The sequence below is a fragment of the Anoxybacillus sp. ST70 genome, from assembly GCF_019553625.1.
Classification (GTDB): Bacteria; Bacillota; Bacilli; order Bacillales; family Anoxybacillaceae; genus Anoxybacillus; species Anoxybacillus gonensis.
Map to the genome: position 1 here is coordinate 42,985 of NZ_JAHZOF010000010.1, position 16,215 is coordinate 59,199.

A 16,215-nucleotide genomic window follows, 5' to 3' on the forward strand; every position below is an offset into this window, starting at 1 on the left:
AACAACGGTTAGCCGAATTGGAGCAACGCGTTGCGGAGTTAGAAAAGAAAGCCGCCGATAAGGCGACGGCTCCAAAGTCAGTGTCTATTCAACCACATGTACGTATTGCTCCTTCGGCTGATCTCCAAAAGATATGCCGAGAATTGCATCACCGTATAAAAGAAAGTAACCGAGTTTGTACGGAGTACTAGGACTAGCATAAGGCTTGACTGTTACATCTTTAAGCAATACGAAACTAGAATCGTTTGTCAATCTCTCGACACCTTTCTCTATATAGGATGAAAGTAGCGAGTTACGGGTTTTAAAAACGAGCTCATGAAGAAAATAAGTCGGATCAAATGCATCATTTTCTTCTGGTGGAATATACAGACTTCCTGATACTAAACCAAAGTTTGTAAAGAACCAAATCTCAGTATTCAGATCCACACTTATTTCTTCAGTCTTTCCGTTTCTTATATTTTCGACAACATTTACAAAAGTTTTAGCTGTTAACGCTTTTAAATCTATACGTTCTTTTAGCAAAATAGGAATTTCGTTATCTGGTTTTTTATCCATCGTTTTATCACCTCCTTCCCCTCGAGTTAATTCGACAAATGGAAGGAGAATCCTGCAAAAGTGGGAGGTGAGAAGGCGTGAAAGACATGATTAAACTCCCGAATGAAACGCTCACAAAAGCAAAAGAACTTTTGCAATTTGCATACGAAAAAGGATGGGACGAAGAAGACCTTTACGTGATCGCAAAGATCGTTCTCGCCCATTACGAAGAATGAGAGGGGGATACACGTGAATAACAAAAGAGAACAAGCATTCAACGAATTGGTAACATACATCTGCAAACAGTGTCAGGAACACGGTTTTACACTCAAGGAACTAGAGAAAATACCATCACTTGTCAAAAAGTTTTATTACGATAATGCAATTCCTTATAGAGATAAGAGGGATTAACCCCCTTATCCGATGTGGCACTCAAAACTGCAGTGCCAACAACCATCAAAGTTAGTTTTTCCGGTTTCTCGTTTCGCTCGCTCGATTGCAGATTTACAGTCGTTTTCGTACCCGATCATGATGCAATTGTTATGGTTAGGCAAATAAGAACAATCTTCACTGTGAACTTCGTGATTGCCATTTCGATCAACATTTTTGTTGTAGTAATAAAACTTAGCCATCTTTTATCACCTCCCTTCCTCTGCCATTATTCGACACGAAGGGAGGAAATTCCTACAAATTAACAGGAGGGAAATAAAATGTCGGAAATTCGTAATGTTGTACACGACGATTCGTTGCATACAACTCCTACAAAGGAGATGGTCAATGTGAAAAAACGAAAAAGAACGATGAAGCCGCCAGAGGTTGAGGTTCGGTGCGTGGGGGAACGGAAAGAGCCGTCAAAAGAAGCGTTAGATCGCTTTATCGAGATTTACGTAAGAATGGTCAAGGAAAACGAAAAGCGAAGAAAGCAAAAAGAGCAAGAAATGAAGGGAGATAACAATGAAAATATTTAAGGTGCCGACGGACGAATTGCCTATCGAATTACAAGAAATGTTGTCTGAAAAGCTAATTATATCGGCTCAACTCTTTGAATATGACACAACCGATCATGATGAATATGTTGTTAGCTTTATCGATTTGAAGAAAGACGAAATGGTTGAGCTGGTTTTTGAAAACGGAAAAGTGACACATGAAAAATCGATTCCTCTTCTACTCATCAAGAAAGCAATGGAACTACATCCAGTAGTGTTTGGAAAGGAGCTAAAGCAATGAACGTATTAGAAAAAGACAGAGAGTTGGCGGAAAAGCTGGTCAACTTCGGGGGATTATGCTTACTCCAAGCGCGGTTGGAATTAGTACACGATCACTTTGACGAAGCAGAGAAATGGGCGGAGGAATTCCTTCGCTGCAAGCGAGATTTGGACGAGCTTATCAAACGGAAACAACGACATGACGAGTTGGTAAAAATCGTTGAAATGATGAAAGCGCGCGGTGTGGATATTGCGCTTGTGGTTAGAAAGGGGAACGAACAATGAACGTACGTCTTTTCACTACTCGGTTTTGGAATGACAAAAGAGCAAATCGCGTCTTTAGTTGAGCAACTCCAAGGTCTTAAGAAATACGAGTGGGAAAGAATTGCGCAACAAGTCAATCTATATTTCGCATTAAAAGCCGCCAAGCTAGAACTTGACGACTCTGAAGAATTGAAAAGAAACCTTGAAGTTGAGTTTAACCTTCGACGTTATTCGGATGCCATTGCCAAAACTGAGTGATGTTATTCGCTAACAACCTGGATGAAAATAGGGCTGATTCGATAGTCTTTCCCTTTATAGTGAATGCTCACATAGTCCAATTGATACATGGTGTGTTCATCTTTTTTATTCGGACTCCAAATCTTAGCGTTTTCTTCCCACCAAACGGAAGGTTTGACCATATGTGGTCCCATTAAGCATGTATCATCGGACGAGAGATCGACCCATTCGCCAAGAAGATTGGCATATATCTTCTTCAAGGTTACTCCCCCCCTTTCCAGTGTCAACATTCGACAAAAGGAGGGGAAATCCTGCAAAAGCAAATCGTCTGAAAGGGGGTGAGAAGAATGGAAGTAAAAGTAAAACTATCTTGCTTAAACGTGGAAGAAGCAAAACAGATTGTAGAGAAACTACTCGAAATTGAAAAAGAGCACAGCCCACGCTGCACTCTTATCGTGGAAATTGAAATCAGTTAACTCGGAATAAAGATAAGTATTCAATATCGGACGATTCGAGACATACGATATGGTTTTTACCGACAAACGACAGTATCCCTTTAGATGGAAGTGTAAAGTTTTCAAAGTCAGTGTTTTTAGACACAGAGCTGTCAGATCGACTTACGCGATTGATTGATACTAAATCAGCAACAGCAACAACTTTTCCAGTTTTTAAAACAATTTCTGCATTCCAGTTCATTTGGACACCTCCTTCCCTCGAGTTAATTCGACAAAGGGAAGGAGAATCCTGCAAAAGGAGGTGAGGGGAAATGGATCTCGAACAACGGTTAGTCGAATTAGAGCAACGCGTTGCGGAGTTAGAAAAGAAATCCGTCGATAAGGCGACGGCTCAGCTAGATGTTGATGCAATTGCCAAGAAAATTTGTGAAATGTTTAAACATTAACGTTTAGTTAATTCATCCACAACCTTTTGTACTAATTCGATTGTAAAACGTTCAGAATGATTCTTTACACTTTGTTGAATGCCATGCAAAAGAAGAAACCATTTTTCGTCCTGATTATCGTTTTTATCAATTTCGCTTATGAGATTTTTAAAATCCTTTTGAAATGACTCATTCATTCTGGGGAGCAAGCTTTCTGCCAAGGTTTTTACATCAATACGGTTGTCCATCAATCTATCACCTCCCTTCCCCTGCCATTATTCGACAAGAAGGGAGGAAATTCCTACAAAAAGAGGTGAAAAGACGTGCACGACTTAGAACATCCAGCGATCACGAGAGCATTGCGGACAGGCTATCCGGAGCCGATCCAGTCAGAACACTGGGGGGTGGATGCTTGCGGCGACGAAATCTTCTATAACGATGTTATCTATGAATTCCCAGACGGGGAAGTCGTTCTTGAAGAAAACATTTGGCAGTACCTTATTGAAAATCTGGGTGTAGTACGAAAAATCGCAGAATGAAAAACGCCTCGATGGAGGCGAGGCGCTTTGAAAGGTGATTCACAGCTTAGAACAAGCTACCTACATAGTACAAGAATCACCTTCAAAAATCAAATGGAGGGATGAAAATGGCTGTTGTTTTTGCAAACACAAATGAAATGAGCCATGAGGAATGGCTGTCAGCGCGACGTAATGGGATCGGAGGCAGCGATGCTTCGATCATTCTCGGGTTGAACAAATACAAAACGCCATTTGAATTATGGCTCGAAAAAACTGGACAAGTAGATTTGCAATCTTCTACAAGTGATGCAGCTTATTTTGGAACGTTATTGGAAGATTTGGTGGCCAAAGAATTCGAGAAACGATCCGGAAAGAAGGTACGGAAACGGAACGTTATGTTTCAGCATCCGAATCACCATTTCCTTTTGGCTAACATTGACCGATTCATTGTTGGCGAGAAAGCCATCTTAGAGTGCAAAACAGCTTCCGCGTTCCTTGCAAAAGAATGGGAAGGCGATGACATTCCGGAGGCATATATCGTTCAAATGCAGCATTATCTTGGTGTTTTGGGACCGGAATACAAAAAGGGATATTTCGCAGTTCTCATAGGCGGTCAAAAGTTCATCTGGAAAGAAATCGAACGCGATGATGAACTTATCGAAATGATTTTTGCGGCAGAAATTGATTTTTGGAAAAATCACGTTGAAAAGAATGTTCCTCCTGCATTAGATGGATCGTCGGCAGCTGAAGAATATCTGAAAAAACGGTATTACAAAGTTGAAACCGGAAAGATCGTCGATTTGAAATATGAGTACAAAAACAAGATTGAGGAGCTACTTTCATTGAAAGAGACAATTCGTGAATTGGACGAAAGGGCAAGATTACTAGAAAACGAGATAAAGAACGAACTCAAAGACGCAGAAATAGGATTTATCCAAAATTATCAGGTTAATTGGAAAGTAGTTGAGTCCAATCGAGTAGATACAAAAAAACTGAAATCCATGTTCCCGCAAGTTTATGAACAAGTAACCAAAAAAAATAGCTACCGAAGATTTGAAATTAAGGAGATCGGTTGAAATGGAAGTTTGGAAACCGGTTAAGGGATATGAAGGTGTGTATAGTGTTAGCAATCTCGGTCGAGTCAGAAGGGAAAGTACGGGATATATTTTGAAACCGTCTGTTGCTAAAAACGGATACTTAATTGTGGCTCTGTGGTATCGAAACAAAGGGAAAAGTTGTTATATTCATCGGATCTTAGCAGAAGCTTTTCTGCCTAATCCAGATCCAAAAGTATTTAGAACCATCAATCACAAAGATGGTAATAAATTGAACAATGATCTTTCGAATTTGGAATGGTGCTCCTATTCATATAACAATTTACATGCCTATAAAACAGGTCTAAAAACCGTTAGTGAAAAAATGATACAAACAATCAAGAAAACGGCGTCACAAAGAAATAAGAATAACAAATTTCGAGCGATACCGGTTGTTGCTTACGATGTCAACGGGAATTTTATTGGAGAGTTTGAGAGTATTACAAAAGCATCAAAAGAATTGAATATTAACGCTCACACTATTTGCCGTTTTCTTAAAGGAATGGTTAAAAAACCAAAGATGTACGTTTTTGAGTATCAAGGAGGTAATTTAGATGGCCACAACTCAATCTCTAAAGAATCAAATTGCCAAAAAACAAAACTCTAATATTCAACAAGGAGTCACACTTAAACAGTTGTTGAATAGCGAAAGTATGAAAAAACGTTTTGAGGAAGTGCTGGGGAAAAGAGCGCAACAGTTCGCGACATCAATTCTGAACTTATACAACAGTGAAAAAATGCTTCAAAAATGTGAGCCAATGTCCATTATTAGTTCTGCTATGGTGGCAGCAAGTCTTGATTTACCAGTAGATAAAAATCTTGGTTATATGTACATTGTCCCTTATGGAACTACAGCCACTCCGATCATGGGTTACAGAGGTTACATCCAACTTGCTTTGAGAACTGGTCAATATAAGCACATTAACGTCATTGAAGTTTACGAAGGTGAATTACAAAAGTGGGATAGGTTGACAGAAGAATTCGAAATGGATTCTAAACAAAAGAAATCGGACGTTGTAGTTGGTTACGCAGCCTATTTCGAATTGATTAACGGCTTCCGTAAAACTGTTTACTGGACAAGAGAACAAATCGAGGCGCATCGCAAAAAATACTCAAAATCTGATTTTGGATGGAAAAACGATTTTGATGCCATGGCCAAGAAAACAGTTCTAAAATCATTGCTTTCTAAATGGGGTATCCTCTCGATCGAAATGCAAAACGCATTCAATGAAGATGAAAAAGAAGTGGATACGAAGGAAGTGAAAGACATCACAAGCGAGGTTCAGGAAGCTGAATACATCGAAGCAGAAGCGTTTGAGGTGCCAATTGAAACGGAAACGCCTCAACAAGAGGAGATCGTCTTCGATGCTCAATGAACAGCCAACATATAAAATCCTCCTCCCACGCTGGATTTGGGAGGAGGCAAAAGATAACGTCCATTTCAAACAGCTTGTATTGCAGTATATGCGAAGATATCCAGAATATGCAGTAAAAAGCGTGAAAGACGGATTTGCGATTTGTGTCAGAAAAGGGTGACAGCATGAGTATTTTCCGGGTTGAAAAGAAAGAAAATTACGTGGTGTTGGATAAGGGCTTTTTAAACGATAAACGGTTGTCTTGGCAAGCTAAAGGACTGTTAGCATATATGCTCTCAATGCCGAATGATTGGGTATTCCGAATTGACGATTTGAAAAATAGGAGCACAAACGGAAGAGACTCTACCAAAAGCATCATCAAAGAGTTGCAAGAGTATGGATACATCATTAAAGAACAGACGAGACAGCAAGGTAAATTCTCAAATAATCAATACATTGTGCTTGAACGCCCAAACTCACCGTTGACTGAAAAACCGTCGACGGAAAATCCGTTAACGGAAAAACCGTCGACGGAAAATCCGCCACTACTAAATAATAAAGAACTAAATAATAACTTACTAAGTAATAAAGAAAATAATGTAGTAGCAGTAGTAAGGAACGCCCATCAGTTCTATCAAGAAAACTTTGGTGTAGAAAGTCCTTTTGTATCAGAGTGCATCGATCAATGGATAGATGACGTTGGAGACGAGATTGTCATCGAGGCTATGAAACGAGCACTTAAACAACAGAAGAAATGGAATTACGCAGAGGGGATACTTCGTGAGTGGGTACAAAACAATCTACGCACGATAGAAGATATTGAAGCCTACGAGCGAGAGTTTTATAGAAAGCGAGAAGGAGTGAACGATCGTGAGGTTCACAAGCATCGCAGAGGTGTTAGCCGATCTGCAAAAGAAAAGTCTTATGAGCAAATCCTCCGAGAAGCCGAAGCAGCCCGAAAAGCATGGGGAGGGTGAATATGAGTGTCCGATTTGCAAAGATACCGAGTTGATTTTCAAGCGCGATGAACGAGGTTACGAGATCGCTAGTTTTTGTGATTGCAGGGAACGGAAAGCGTGGAGACGCAGATTCAAGCAGGCGCTCATTCCAGACGAGTTTGTGCATGCAAATTTTGAGAACTTCAAGCGAGTGACGCAGTATCAGCAATCCATGTACGATATGACACTTGAATATATGAACGAGTTCAAGAAGAATGACAGGATCGCGAAGCACAACCTTGGTTTTATCGCAGTTGTTGGTGAACAGCGATTGCGAGAACTTCCGCCTCATGAACGTGCACCAATGAAACAAAAGCACAACAATTTCGGCGTAGGCAAAACTCATTTGCAAATTGCGTTAGCCAAACGGCTCATTAAGGACGGATTCAATGTACTCGTCGTTTCAGATGTCACATTCATGGACGAGTTGATTCAAGCCAAGATGATGAATGACGAGGGCGAAACGCTCAACAAGATTTTGCATAGTGCTATTCATGCGGATGTGCTCGTCTGGGATGATATCGGAAAAGCCAAATGGAGCGAGGCAAAAGAGGCACTCTATTATCAGATTATCAACGAGAGATACAGAAAGCAAAAACCGATTGTCTTTAATAGCAACGAAGATCGTGGAACATTGAGCGAAAAAATTGGGTATGCTGCGGCAAGTAGATTGATAGGACAATGCGGTTCATATCTCCTCGAAGTTGAGGGCGAAGACTTCCGATTACAGAAAAGTGGGTGATAAAAGATGTGTCAAAAGTGTTTTGGAAAGGGGTATTCAGTCAAAGAAGTGATACCAGGAGCATTTTCTTTTACTCCTTGTGATTGTGAATATGCGGAGATCGCCAGACAACAAGCCGAAGAGAAAACGATTGAGTTTAGAAAAAGACTTCGTGAAGCGAAAGAACGATTGAAGATGGAGGTGAGTGGGTGATGGGTATTCTCTATGAGAAAATCACCTTCACGCAAGAACTGAAAAAACAAATCATGATTCGTCAACTACTCGACGCGGGAGTGAGGGAACACGACGGCAAGCACGTGTCAGAACTCGACTACTACACATTGCAGTGGTTACTTACGACTATGAAACCATGATATACGCTCATTTTTAGCCCACACGACGTTTTTCTTGCAGGGGGTAATAGGTAAGTATCCCAGAAGGAGAAAAACGCCTCACAGAGCAAAATAAAGCGTCTAGCGAGGTGATAACACTTGGGACTTGTTCTATAGCTAAATCAACAACTAACTATAACTAACTATAACTAACGGAGAGGAGATATGTAAAAATGACGAAACAAACGGTGTTAGAGCATTTTGAAAAAACAGTTTCAAACGCAAAGGAACGTCTTACAAAACTAATTGAGAGTGCAGAGAAATATGGGCTTGATGGTTTCATGGCAGGTTTAGCAACTGCTGTTGAAGTACTCGAGGATGAGGAGATTGAAAAACTTGAAACGATGTTCCAAATGCAAAAAAGAATTAGATGAGCGTATCATCGCTGAGCGTAACATCGACAAGACGCTAGACGATTGGGTAATCGCAATCACGATAGCCATGGAAAGCGAAATCGATGAGATTCGCCGTGAAGTGAACTGGAAATGGTGGAAACAAGAAAAAGAGGTTGACATAGATCGATTGCAAGAAGAAGTCATTGACCTTTGGCATTTCCTGTTGTCTTTGTCCCGAATGGTCGACCTAACACCAGAAACGATTTTTGAAAAATACATGGCAAAGAATAAAATCAATCACCAGCGCCAAGAACAAGGATACTGAGGTGTATCATGGCAACAAAGTACGGTTCAAAAAAGACAGAAATAGATGGACACACATTCGATTCGCAGGCAGAGGCACGCTACTACGAGCAACTGAAGTGGTTGCTTGCGAACAAACAAATCAAATCATTCCGACTCCAGCCGCGGTATACGCTATTGGAGTCATTCAGGAAAAATGGCAAGACGTTCAGGAAGACAGAGTACATCGCCGACTTTGAAATCACACATTTGGACGGTTCGATTGAAGTTGTTGACGTGAAAGGGTACGAAACGCCCGTTTTCGCACTCAAGAGAAAATTGTTCGAAAAAGCGTATCCGCACAAACTTAGCATCGTTACATACAGCAAGAAATGCGGCGGATGGATTGAATTGGACAAGCTCAAAAAGTTGAGAAGGAAGGTGAAAAAGGAGTGAGCAGATTCACGAGTGTATCACCGTATCAAAAATGGGATGTTCGTTTCGGTAACAGACCTCATGGAATTGACACAACGGTGCGAAAGTATCAGCTGACGCCCGACCAGCTGGAGCGATTGCGGAACGGAGAAAGCCTCGACGATATTTTGAAAGATTGCGAAAGTGTGAAGGGGGAGAAAGATGTGTCAAACAAAAAAATCGATTTGACGGTTGAGGAATATGTTGAAATGCACAAGAAAGGTATGGGTGATTCAGAGATCGCAAAGGTGAAAGGAATCACCAATCAACAGTTATATTCGTGGAAATATTTCAGAAAGGGGCATATTAAAAGAGCGCTTGAACAAGAAGCACAACAAGAAATCGCGTCTACGCTTGAAGAATCGGAAACACAAGCAATGTTGCAAGAGTCAATCGCCACAGAAGAAACGCAGTCAGACAGCATAGAAGAGGATGACGAAGGCATTGAGTGGCTCAAACGTGAGGCGATTCACGCACACAAGATGCTGACCGAGAAAGAGAAGGAAGTTGAACACTGGAAAGAGCTTTTCGAAACAGCGATGGCGGACAAGGAACGGCTGCATAAAGAAAATCTCTTTCTTGAAAATCATGTTCAAAGATTGAAAGAGTCTATTTCTGAGTTAACAGAACGAAATGAGCGCTATTTCGCCTCGCTGACGCGTCTTGAACAAGAGGTTAAGGGGTTAAGACTATATGCTTTGCAAAAGCTCCATATGGACGTTTACGGGGCTTAAAACAGGTGTTGTACATGAAGAAGCAAAAAAGAAAACGAAAGGGGTATCTGTTGTTTCGGATTGAGGATGGACAAAAAGTGTGGTTGTATGAGGAACTACAAAAATGTGAACTGAATAGCCGTATCAGAAAGGGCTGGAAGGTGATTCGATGAAGAAGTCGACAGGAGAGGTAGTCACGTACTACCTCTCGCAAGAAGAACTTGAGCAGATCAAACAGCGACCGAGCAAGCGATAATAAAGCGAACGAAGTAAAAAAAGGGTGATTTTGTTGAAATGCAATTTGAAAGAGTGTTATTGGAATATGTGGAGTCCCAAACACAAAATGTTCAACAATGATTCTTCTATGGTTTGTGTTAGTGAAAGTTTAAGTGAGCATTACGATGAATCGAATGATTTTAGGCTGTTGCCAAATGATAAACAATGTCCATCGTATAAGCCATTTATTGGCTTTTGTGGGGTAAACAAAGAAGATTGATTATTAATACACATTACGAAGATAATGCGCAACAATTTCATAATATAAAAAAGCCAGGACTTCTCCCGGCGCTCGCTACATTCATTATAACACGGGAGGGACTTCTGATGAGATTAAAAGAGCTAAAAATAAATCCTTCTACTCGTAAACTAGAAATTGATATAATGGAACAAAAAGGGAGTTTTGCCATCGTTGTTTGTGATGGGAAGGCGAAAATCACCGAGTTGCCATCGTACGGGGAAACAAAGATTATCACGCATCAAGGAAAAGTGAAACGTATCCGATTTGATGAGGGGGAAGAGTTTTAATTTTTAATTAGAGAGAGAAACTAAAAAAACTTTAATAAAATCATATACAAATCATATTTTCTTTAATAAAATTTAAATGATATTGTTCAAAGAATGTGGGGGATTCGATAAATGAAGGAGTATGCTTTATCAAGAGGGTTGAATCAGAAAATTGTAGATGGGATTTTTGAAGGTTATCGAGATTATTTAGAGGTTCGACGCGAAAAGGCGAAAAGCTTAAAAGTGAGTGGTGCTTATGCGTGGGTCAAAGGAAACCACATCGATCATCATGTAGCTATAGCGTGCGAACCATATGGGGTTGAGAGTAAGGTAGCTAAAGCTGGTTTAACATGGCAATACTTGCAGTTTAAGAACGATAGTGAAGCGATGTTGTTTATTGTTAAGAATGCGAGATATTTCAATCCTGAACAAGTCGATCGGGGGAAAGATGCATTAGGACGGACACGTAACAAAAAAATATCTTATATGGAGGAGTTGATGCAAATTAATTCAGAAATTGATTTTAAACAAGTTTCTTTAGAACATGGGCATTCTACTCAGCTTGAACTTGAGCTAATAGAAGATAGTTATCTAAATGAAGATGTTAACAAAGAAATTGCCAAATTAAAGTCTAAGTATAAGCGGTTTTATATTGTTACGTACAAAATTGATGAAAGTCAACAAATTGAGCAAATAGGATTATGGATGCCTAATCCTGTAAATAATAAAGCATATCTGATCGAAGATTTGACAAAATACATTAATGGAACACATGCGATTAGTATTGACAACGAATTAAAGAATATTCTAATAAATGAAAATAGTTCAGAAGTGAGCTTAGACGCTCACGTCTTTGGAATTGTATTAGATGATTCGGAAGAGAAGAAGAATTAATCCCAAGATAGGGGGGTAGCCTGTGTTCGTTGGTGAAAGCTTAATCAACATGAGAATCCTTCACAATTTGAGTAGAAGACAGCTAGCAGAAAAAGTTGGTGTAACTGAACAGGCTATTTGGCAATATGAAAACGGATACGCTTTTCCAAAGTTAGAAGTTGTAAATAAATTAAAAACGATTTTTAATGTGAAGGCGACGTATTTTTATAAACCAGATCTTTTGAATAAATTGGATACGGACAATATCAAAATACAGCATATCGCGTACAGATCGGAGACGATTAACTCGCTAAATAAATCTCAAAGTGAACTAATGCATGTCAGATTTGTCGATGCTTTTTTGAGAAAGATTGAGAAAAAAGTTAGCTACCCGAGAAATGTACTCTTAGAATTGAGAAGAGATACGATTAAATTTTTAAAGGACAATCCAGAAATGGATAGAGAACGACAAATAAAGTATATTGCAGAATTAGCTCGTGAAAGAATTGGATTGGATAAAGAATCCAATAAAAATTTATTATTCCTGCTAGAGAAGGCTGGGGCTTTTATTCTTGAAAAAGAATTTGCAGAAAATATTGACGCTTATAGTTTATGGACAGAGGACGATAGAGCTTATATCATATTAGGGTCTGTCAAAAAATCTGCGGTTAGAAGAAATTTTGATTTGGCACATGAATTGGGACATTTGCTCTTACACTACAAAGTAGAGTTTACAATGCAAGATAAGAAGTCATATAAGCTCCTTGAAGATGAAGCGCATGCCTTTGCTTCTGAATTTTTGTTACCGGAGGAGATTTTTAGAAGGGACTGTGAAGGGATTGTTAAGTTGTCCAATCCAGATGCATATATTGATATAAAACAGAAGTGGAATGTGTCGTTACAAGCTATTGCAATAAGGGCTTTTAAGTTGAACATTATTGATTATCAGCAATATCGCTATTACTATATGCTGATAAACAAAAAGGGCTATAAAAATTTAGAACCATTAGACGATAAAATTCCTATAGAGAGACCAATGAAAATTCGAAGCATCTTGCGATTACTTTTTGAAAAAAACATTTACTCTGTATCCAGTTTAATGAATGAGTTAAGGGTAGATGAAAGTTTTTTTACTGTATTAACTGGGATAGAAGAGGAATTTTTTAAAAAATACAGGGAGCTTGAGACCAAAATCTTTTCAGTAAGTGAATTAGGAATAGAGGGAATTAAATGATACCTACCAGCCAACTGGAGGACACTGAATGAGCTTAACGCTCGTTTGGTGTCCTTTTTTATTTGAAGGGGGTTGTTTGCATGTGAATAACCTGATCCAGCAATATAAAGAGTCATTAAAGACGGCAAGGAAAATGTATAGAAGCGCGACTGATGAAGATAAAAAAGTGATTGCTGGGATGATCTCTGATTTGGAATTTGCTATTGAATGGATGGAAACAGGAAGGTGTCCCGAAAATCGACGTGGCATTGAACGAAGAGCAGCATATCAACGTGAAAAATTATTCGACCCATTACTCATGCAAAAATATTTTCGTTCTAATGAACCTGTTTACGAATGGGACGATCACGAAAAGGAAAGCATCATTACGAGCTGGGACAAACAACGAATAGAGGACGCTTTATCCGTGCTTACCGAACGAGAAAAAGAAGTATATCTGATGTCACGGGGGTATTGCTTAACTTACAGTGAAATCGCCAATTATTTGTGCATCTCTTCAAGCAGCGTCCAGACGATGATTGAACGGGCGGAAAAGAAAATACAGAAAAGAATTAGTGAAAGCCTCTTCTGCATGTGTAGCTGAAGAGGCTTTTATATCATTTATTTATCGGTCGGTAGCGCCAAGATGCTTTTTTAACGCTTCTTGAAGAATTTGCGAATAGTTCACATCGTATTGTTTGGCAAGGTCATCGAGCCATTTAGGAATGGTCAATGTCTTTTTGACTGCTTTGTTTTCCATTTCATGACGAAAAGGTGGCATCCATACCTCGATAAACACGATAACTTGATTGTTTCCTGTTTGAATTTCTGATACTTTTGAAGGTTGAGGAATCTCTTCATTTTCCTGTTCCAAGCCGTATAAGTGTAATGCCATCGCTTCTTTTGCCATTTGAAACGCTTCTTCTTCGGTGTTTCCGCATGTAAAGCAGCCAGGAAGATCCGGAAACTCAACAGATATTCCATCATCCGCATAATCGAAAACCGCTGGGTAAATGTAACGGTCTTTTTTGTTCATATACATCAACCTCCTTTAGGAGGGGGCTTAGAGTAGCCCCGCCTGTTTGAGTATGCTTTTTACAGTTTTGATTGGTAAGTCTTTCTTAGGATGAGGGACGGTGACTAAGCCCGGTTTACTAGGATGTTTAAACTGATGATGACTGCCACTTGTTCTTACTATGTACCATCCATCTTGTTGTATAATTTTTATTAATTCTTTTGAAGAGTAACTCTTCATTTCCCTCCCTCCTTGATTTTATTATAACACGTATTATAATACGTGTCAATGTTTTTTTCATTATTTTTTGTCGTGTAAATGCCACTAATATATAGAAGTCCTCCTTTTTCTTGAGTGCCTAGTTGAACGCTAGGCACTTATTTTATGCATGGGGTAATGAGGATGTATAAATTATGTGACCATTTATCAGACGATGAGATAAAAAAATTAAAGGCGAAGAAGAAAAGAAAAGGATTGAGTCATCGCGATTGGCTCGACATCATGGGCGTTCGCCGCGATACGTACAAACGAGTGCGCGGGGCGATTCGAAGAAAGTGAGGGAGGTAGGTGAGATGTAGATGCGGAAATTGACAGAGAAGCAAAAACGGTTTGTAGAGGAGTATTTAATTGATTTAAATGCAACGCAGGCTGCGATTCGCGCAGGGTATAGTGTGAAACGAGCATCGGAAATCGGTTACCAGCTCCTACAGAAAACTACAGTTTCCGAAGCGATTGCGGCGGCTATGGCTGAAAGATCACGGCGAACTGGCATTACGCAAGATCGTGTAATCCAAGAATTAGCCAAAATTGCTTTTGCCAAGATGACTGATTTTGTTGAGTGGGATGGAGAGGGAGTCCATTTTCGTGATAGCAGTCAATTGTCAGATGAAGATGCTGCGTGTGTAGCTGAAGTCACGGAACAGGAAATTGAATTTGAATCGGGTAAAAAGAAAACCAAGAAGATTAAGCTACATGACAAGGTGGCTGCTCTTGAAAAGTTAGGGCGTCATCTTGGAATATTTAATGACAAATTGGAACTTGGTGGAAATGTAAAGTTGGTGTTTGAAGATGATTATGGAGATGACAATCAAGCGTAAAATTCGTTGGAATCCTATATTCAAGCCGGTTAATGAGTGCCGCAAACGTTATCGGGTATTAAAAGGATCTGCTGGTTCTGGGAAATCGGTCAACATTGCCCAGGATTATATCAAAAAGTTGTCTGACCCAAGGTATGAAGGCGCGAACCTTTTGGTTGTGCGTAAAGTTGAGGAGACCAACAGAGATAGCACATTTGCTGAACTCGAAGCAGCTATCAACCGGATGTTTGGTGATTATGCACCGAAAGTATGGCGCATCACTCGAAATCCATTGCAGATGGAATGCTTGATAACTGGAAACCGGATCATCTTTCGCGGTATGAGTGACGCCCGTCAACGGGAAAAAGTTAAATCCATCACGTTCAAGAGAGGTAAGTTGACATGGATTTGGGTAGAAGAAGCGACCGAACTCGCTGAGCAGGATATTGACATTCTGGACGATCGTTTGCGTGGAGAATTGCCTAACCCGAATTTGTATTATCAGATCACGCTTACATTTAACCCGGTTTCGGCAACTCATTGGATTAAGGGGAAATATTTCGATGTTGTTCATCCAGATATATTTACACATCATTCTACGTACCTTGATAATCGCTTTATTGATGAAGCGTATCACCGTCGAATGATGTTGCGAAAGGAACGGGATCCGGAAGGTTATCGGGTTTACGGTTTAGGTGAATGGGGAGAACTCGGTGGCTTGATTTTAACAAATTATGAGGTCCTTGATTTTGATACGTCGTTTCCACGTTTTGATAGGATGACGTACGGCCAAGATTTCGGATTTAACCATGCAAATGCTATTCTCACTGTTGGATTCAAAGACGATGAGATTTTTATTTGTGATGAAATTTATGTTTATGAAAAAGATACGAGCGAGGTTATTCAGCTAGCCGAACAAAAAGGTTTGAGTAAAAAGATTATAATGTATTGTGATAGCGCCGAGCCTGACCGCATTAAAATGTGGCGGCAAGCAGGATACCGCGCTTATCCTGTAAAGAAAGAACCAGGAAGCGTAAAGGCTCAAATCGATTGGTTGAAGCAGCATAAAATTTATATTCATCCACAGTGTGTAAATACGATAAAAGAGATTCAACAGTGGAAATGGAAAAAAGATGAACGAACTAATACCTATGTGGATGAACCTGTGGAATTTTTGGATGATGCGATGGCAGCATTAAGGTATAGCATCGAGGGAATGAGACGTGGACCGTCCGTATCAATCTTGAAATAGA

General features: G+C 39.8%; 33 protein-coding genes. 27 read left to right on the forward strand and 6 right to left on the reverse strand.

All coding sequences use genetic code 11. The features are described 5' to 3' along the window. Nucleotides 1-84: 84 nt before the first annotated feature. On the reverse strand, nt 85-555 hold the full coding sequence (locus K1I43_RS12685) for a hypothetical protein (RefSeq protein ID WP_019417312.1): 471 nt from the start codon (nt 553-555) through the stop codon (nt 85-87). Nucleotides 556-632: 77 nt separating this feature from the next. Here K1I43_RS12685 and K1I43_RS12690 point away from each other — a divergent pair, with 77 nt between their 5' ends. The 5 genes from K1I43_RS12690 to K1I43_RS12710 all read left to right on the forward strand — a co-directional run bounded on the left by K1I43_RS12690 (nt 633) and on the right by K1I43_RS12710 (nt 2,261). Next, nucleotides 633-770 carry a hypothetical protein gene (locus K1I43_RS12690; protein ID WP_019417313.1) on the forward strand — a complete coding sequence of 46 codons (138 nt, stop codon included), beginning with the start codon at nt 633-635 and terminating at the stop codon, nt 768-770. Between the two features lie 474 nt (nt 771-1,244). Beyond that, the gene (locus K1I43_RS12695; protein ID WP_019417316.1) at nt 1,245-1,502 is read left to right on the forward strand and encodes a hypothetical protein; all 258 of its coding nucleotides are present in this window, start codon (nt 1,245-1,247) and stop codon (nt 1,500-1,502) included. Then, a complete protein-coding gene (locus K1I43_RS12700; protein ID WP_019417317.1) occupies nt 1,489-1,761 on the forward strand; it encodes a hypothetical protein in 273 nt (90 codons plus the stop codon). Before K1I43_RS12695 ends, K1I43_RS12700 begins: the two co-directional genes overlap by 14 nt. Then, entirely contained in the window at nt 1,758-2,024 is a 267-nt protein-coding gene (locus K1I43_RS12705; RefSeq protein ID WP_136260302.1) for a hypothetical protein, read from the forward strand. Before K1I43_RS12700 ends, K1I43_RS12705 begins: the two co-directional genes overlap by 4 nt. A 30-nt stretch (nt 2,025-2,054) precedes the next feature. Beyond that, complete coding sequence (locus K1I43_RS12710) at nt 2,055-2,261, forward strand: hypothetical protein (protein ID WP_136260303.1); 207 nt, start codon at nt 2,055-2,057, stop codon at nt 2,259-2,261. A 2-nt stretch (nt 2,262-2,263) separates the two neighbouring features. Here K1I43_RS12710 and K1I43_RS12715 read toward each other — a convergent pair whose 3' ends face one another. Then, the gene (locus tag K1I43_RS12715) at nt 2,264-2,500 is read right to left on the reverse strand and encodes a hypothetical protein (protein WP_136260304.1); all 237 of its coding nucleotides are present in this window, start codon (nt 2,498-2,500) and stop codon (nt 2,264-2,266) included. 87 nt (nt 2,501-2,587) lie between these two features. Between K1I43_RS12715 and K1I43_RS15715 the strand changes: the two genes are divergently transcribed. After that, a complete protein-coding gene (locus K1I43_RS15715) occupies nt 2,588-2,716 on the forward strand; it encodes a hypothetical protein (RefSeq protein ID WP_255572234.1) in 129 nt (42 codons plus the stop codon). On the opposite strand, the gene K1I43_RS12720 is transcribed toward K1I43_RS15715, so the two are convergent. Next, complete coding sequence (locus K1I43_RS12720; RefSeq protein WP_136260305.1) at nt 2,709-2,936, reverse strand: hypothetical protein; 228 nt, start codon at nt 2,934-2,936, stop codon at nt 2,709-2,711. The genes K1I43_RS15715 and K1I43_RS12720 overlap by 8 nt on opposite strands. Nucleotides 2,937-3,006: 70 nt before the next feature. Here K1I43_RS12720 and K1I43_RS15720 point away from each other — a divergent pair, with 70 nt between their 5' ends. Continuing rightward, a complete protein-coding gene (locus K1I43_RS15720) occupies nt 3,007-3,141 on the forward strand; it encodes a hypothetical protein (protein ID WP_255572235.1) in 135 nt (44 codons plus the stop codon). On the opposite strand, the gene K1I43_RS12725 is transcribed toward K1I43_RS15720, so the two are convergent. Further along, on the reverse strand, nt 3,138-3,371 hold the full coding sequence (locus K1I43_RS12725; protein ID WP_220382675.1) for a hypothetical protein: 234 nt from the start codon (nt 3,369-3,371) through the stop codon (nt 3,138-3,140). The two genes, K1I43_RS15720 and K1I43_RS12725, sit on opposite strands and share 4 nt — an antisense overlap. 72 nt (nt 3,372-3,443) lie before the next feature. On the opposite strand from K1I43_RS12725, the gene K1I43_RS12730 reads away from it, so the two are divergent. From K1I43_RS12730 to K1I43_RS12810, 17 genes are all read left to right on the forward strand, one after another. Continuing rightward, the gene (locus K1I43_RS12730; RefSeq protein ID WP_136260307.1) at nt 3,444-3,659 is read left to right on the forward strand and encodes a YqaI family protein; all 216 of its coding nucleotides are present in this window, start codon (nt 3,444-3,446) and stop codon (nt 3,657-3,659) included. Between the two features lie 101 nt (nt 3,660-3,760). Continuing rightward, complete coding sequence (locus K1I43_RS12735) at nt 3,761-4,714, forward strand: YqaJ viral recombinase family nuclease (RefSeq protein WP_370628357.1); 954 nt, start codon at nt 3,761-3,763, stop codon at nt 4,712-4,714. 1 nt (nt 4,715) lies between these two features. Next, nucleotides 4,716-5,339 (forward strand): NUMOD4 domain-containing protein, encoded by a 624-nt coding sequence (locus tag K1I43_RS12740; RefSeq protein ID WP_019417329.1) that lies wholly within the window; start codon nt 4,716-4,718, stop codon nt 5,337-5,339. Further along, nucleotides 5,287-6,108, forward strand: a complete 822-nt coding sequence (locus tag K1I43_RS12745; protein WP_019417330.1) for a recombinase RecT — start codon at nt 5,287-5,289, stop codon at nt 6,106-6,108. The genes K1I43_RS12740 and K1I43_RS12745 overlap by 53 nt, the downstream gene beginning before the upstream one ends. Beyond that, nucleotides 6,098-6,268 carry a hypothetical protein gene (locus tag K1I43_RS12750; protein ID WP_019417331.1) on the forward strand — a complete coding sequence of 57 codons (171 nt, stop codon included), beginning with the start codon at nt 6,098-6,100 and terminating at the stop codon, nt 6,266-6,268. Before K1I43_RS12745 ends, K1I43_RS12750 begins: the two co-directional genes overlap by 11 nt. Nucleotides 6,269-6,272: 4 nt before the next feature. After that, nucleotides 6,273-7,064 carry a DnaD domain protein gene (locus K1I43_RS12755; protein ID WP_136260309.1) on the forward strand — a complete coding sequence of 264 codons (792 nt, stop codon included), beginning with the start codon at nt 6,273-6,275 and terminating at the stop codon, nt 7,062-7,064. Continuing rightward, nucleotides 7,012-7,827 carry an ATP-binding protein gene (locus tag K1I43_RS12760; RefSeq protein ID WP_136260316.1) on the forward strand — a complete coding sequence of 272 codons (816 nt, stop codon included), beginning with the start codon at nt 7,012-7,014 and terminating at the stop codon, nt 7,825-7,827. The genes K1I43_RS12755 and K1I43_RS12760 overlap by 53 nt, the downstream gene beginning before the upstream one ends. A 6-nt stretch (nt 7,828-7,833) precedes the next feature. Beyond that, nucleotides 7,834-8,019, forward strand: a complete 186-nt coding sequence (locus K1I43_RS12765; RefSeq protein WP_136260310.1) for a hypothetical protein — start codon at nt 7,834-7,836, stop codon at nt 8,017-8,019. After that, entirely contained in the window at nt 8,016-8,180 is a 165-nt protein-coding gene (locus K1I43_RS12770) for a hypothetical protein (protein ID WP_220382676.1), read from the forward strand. The genes K1I43_RS12765 and K1I43_RS12770 overlap by 4 nt, the downstream gene beginning before the upstream one ends. Before the next feature lie 191 nt (nt 8,181-8,371). Further along, complete coding sequence (locus tag K1I43_RS12775; protein ID WP_136260311.1) at nt 8,372-8,572, forward strand: hypothetical protein; 201 nt, start codon at nt 8,372-8,374, stop codon at nt 8,570-8,572. Next, complete coding sequence (locus K1I43_RS12780) at nt 8,535-8,858, forward strand: dUTPase (RefSeq protein WP_240688425.1); 324 nt, start codon at nt 8,535-8,537, stop codon at nt 8,856-8,858. The genes K1I43_RS12775 and K1I43_RS12780 overlap by 38 nt, the downstream gene beginning before the upstream one ends. Nucleotides 8,859-8,863: 5 nt before the next feature. Next, nucleotides 8,864-9,271, forward strand: a complete 408-nt coding sequence (locus K1I43_RS12785; protein WP_240688428.1) for a DUF1064 domain-containing protein — start codon at nt 8,864-8,866, stop codon at nt 9,269-9,271. Next, a complete protein-coding gene (locus K1I43_RS12790; RefSeq protein WP_240688426.1) occupies nt 9,268-10,023 on the forward strand; it encodes a hypothetical protein in 756 nt (251 codons plus the stop codon). Before K1I43_RS12785 ends, K1I43_RS12790 begins: the two co-directional genes overlap by 4 nt. A 582-nt stretch (nt 10,024-10,605) precedes the next feature. Continuing rightward, nucleotides 10,606-10,806: an XtrA/YqaO family protein gene (locus tag K1I43_RS12795; protein ID WP_026011606.1), complete on the forward strand. Its 201-nt coding sequence runs from the start codon at nt 10,606-10,608 to the stop codon at nt 10,804-10,806. A 111-nt stretch (nt 10,807-10,917) separates the two neighbouring features. Then, nucleotides 10,918-11,679, forward strand: coding sequence for a spr1630 family ClpXP-sensitive toxin (locus K1I43_RS12800; RefSeq protein WP_019417341.1), 762 nt, complete (start codon nt 10,918-10,920; stop codon nt 11,677-11,679). Nucleotides 11,680-11,701: 22 nt separating this feature from the next. After that, nucleotides 11,702-12,892, forward strand: coding sequence for a spr1629 family repressor/antitoxin (locus K1I43_RS12805; RefSeq protein ID WP_019417342.1), 1,191 nt, complete (start codon nt 11,702-11,704; stop codon nt 12,890-12,892). Between the two features lie 82 nt (nt 12,893-12,974). Continuing rightward, nucleotides 12,975-13,475: a sigma-70 family RNA polymerase sigma factor gene (locus K1I43_RS12810; protein ID WP_019417343.1), complete on the forward strand. Its 501-nt coding sequence runs from the start codon at nt 12,975-12,977 to the stop codon at nt 13,473-13,475. A gap of 21 nt (nt 13,476-13,496) precedes the next feature. Here K1I43_RS12810 and K1I43_RS12815 read toward each other — a convergent pair whose 3' ends face one another. Together K1I43_RS12815 and K1I43_RS12820 are read right to left on the reverse strand one after the other, a co-directional pair. Further along, complete coding sequence (locus K1I43_RS12815) at nt 13,497-13,907, reverse strand: type II toxin-antitoxin system HicB family antitoxin (RefSeq protein WP_019417344.1); 411 nt, start codon at nt 13,905-13,907, stop codon at nt 13,497-13,499. 27 nt (nt 13,908-13,934) lie between these two features. Next, the gene (locus K1I43_RS12820; RefSeq protein WP_019417345.1) at nt 13,935-14,126 is read right to left on the reverse strand and encodes a type II toxin-antitoxin system HicA family toxin; all 192 of its coding nucleotides are present in this window, start codon (nt 14,124-14,126) and stop codon (nt 13,935-13,937) included. 162 nt (nt 14,127-14,288) lie between these two features. Between K1I43_RS12820 and K1I43_RS12825 the strand changes: the two genes are divergently transcribed. Genes K1I43_RS12825 through K1I43_RS12835 form a run of 3 tightly spaced genes read left to right on the forward strand, consistent with a single transcriptional unit; the run spans nt 14,289 to nt 16,214 of the window. Then, nucleotides 14,289-14,444, forward strand: a complete 156-nt coding sequence (locus tag K1I43_RS12825; RefSeq protein ID WP_019417346.1) for a hypothetical protein — start codon at nt 14,289-14,291, stop codon at nt 14,442-14,444. A gap of 20 nt (nt 14,445-14,464) precedes the next feature. Then, nucleotides 14,465-14,983 (forward strand): terminase small subunit, encoded by a 519-nt coding sequence (locus tag K1I43_RS12830; RefSeq protein WP_019417347.1) that lies wholly within the window; start codon nt 14,465-14,467, stop codon nt 14,981-14,983. Beyond that, complete coding sequence (locus K1I43_RS12835; RefSeq protein WP_020424532.1) at nt 14,955-16,214, forward strand: PBSX family phage terminase large subunit; 1,260 nt, start codon at nt 14,955-14,957, stop codon at nt 16,212-16,214. Before K1I43_RS12830 ends, K1I43_RS12835 begins: the two co-directional genes overlap by 29 nt. Nucleotide 16,215: the final 1 nt, after the last annotated feature.

Coding starts and splice junctions, on each gene's coding strand:
- K1I43_RS12685 (WP_019417312.1), bottom strand. CDS start 555: ATGGATAAAAAACCAGATAACGAAATTCCTATTTTGCTAAAAGAACGT.
- K1I43_RS12695 (WP_019417316.1), top strand. CDS start 1,245: ATGTCGGAAATTCGTAATGTTGTACACGACGATTCGTTGCATACAACT.
- K1I43_RS12700 (WP_019417317.1), top strand. CDS start 1,489: ATGAAAATATTTAAGGTGCCGACGGACGAATTGCCTATCGAATTACAA.
- K1I43_RS12705 (WP_136260302.1), top strand. CDS start 1,758: ATGAACGTATTAGAAAAAGACAGAGAGTTGGCGGAAAAGCTGGTCAAC.
- K1I43_RS12710 (WP_136260303.1), top strand. CDS start 2,055: ATGACAAAAGAGCAAATCGCGTCTTTAGTTGAGCAACTCCAAGGTCTT.
- K1I43_RS15715 (WP_255572234.1), top strand. CDS start 2,588: ATGGAAGTAAAAGTAAAACTATCTTGCTTAAACGTGGAAGAAGCAAAA.
- K1I43_RS12720 (WP_136260305.1), bottom strand. CDS start 2,936: ATGAACTGGAATGCAGAAATTGTTTTAAAAACTGGAAAAGTTGTTGCT.
- K1I43_RS15720 (WP_255572235.1), top strand. CDS start 3,007: ATGGATCTCGAACAACGGTTAGTCGAATTAGAGCAACGCGTTGCGGAG.
- K1I43_RS12735 (WP_370628357.1), top strand. CDS start 3,761: ATGAAAATGGCTGTTGTTTTTGCAAACACAAATGAAATGAGCCATGAG.
- K1I43_RS12740 (WP_019417329.1), top strand. CDS start 4,716: ATGGAAGTTTGGAAACCGGTTAAGGGATATGAAGGTGTGTATAGTGTT.
- K1I43_RS12745 (WP_019417330.1), top strand. CDS start 5,287: ATGGCCACAACTCAATCTCTAAAGAATCAAATTGCCAAAAAACAAAAC.
- K1I43_RS12750 (WP_019417331.1), top strand. CDS start 6,098: ATGCTCAATGAACAGCCAACATATAAAATCCTCCTCCCACGCTGGATT.
- K1I43_RS12755 (WP_136260309.1), top strand. CDS start 6,273: ATGAGTATTTTCCGGGTTGAAAAGAAAGAAAATTACGTGGTGTTGGAT.
- K1I43_RS12760 (WP_136260316.1), top strand. CDS start 7,012: ATGAGCAAATCCTCCGAGAAGCCGAAGCAGCCCGAAAAGCATGGGGAG.
- K1I43_RS12765 (WP_136260310.1), top strand. CDS start 7,834: ATGTGTCAAAAGTGTTTTGGAAAGGGGTATTCAGTCAAAGAAGTGATA.
- K1I43_RS12775 (WP_136260311.1), top strand. CDS start 8,372: ATGACGAAACAAACGGTGTTAGAGCATTTTGAAAAAACAGTTTCAAAC.
- K1I43_RS12795 (WP_026011606.1), top strand. CDS start 10,606: ATGAGATTAAAAGAGCTAAAAATAAATCCTTCTACTCGTAAACTAGAA.
- K1I43_RS12800 (WP_019417341.1), top strand. CDS start 10,918: ATGAAGGAGTATGCTTTATCAAGAGGGTTGAATCAGAAAATTGTAGAT.
- K1I43_RS12815 (WP_019417344.1), bottom strand. CDS start 13,907: ATGAACAAAAAAGACCGTTACATTTACCCAGCGGTTTTCGATTATGCG.
- K1I43_RS12820 (WP_019417345.1), bottom strand. CDS start 14,126: ATGAAGAGTTACTCTTCAAAAGAATTAATAAAAATTATACAACAAGAT.
- K1I43_RS12825 (WP_019417346.1), top strand. CDS start 14,289: ATGTATAAATTATGTGACCATTTATCAGACGATGAGATAAAAAAATTA.
- K1I43_RS12830 (WP_019417347.1), top strand. CDS start 14,465: ATGCGGAAATTGACAGAGAAGCAAAAACGGTTTGTAGAGGAGTATTTA.
- K1I43_RS12835 (WP_020424532.1), top strand. CDS start 14,955: ATGATTATGGAGATGACAATCAAGCGTAAAATTCGTTGGAATCCTATA.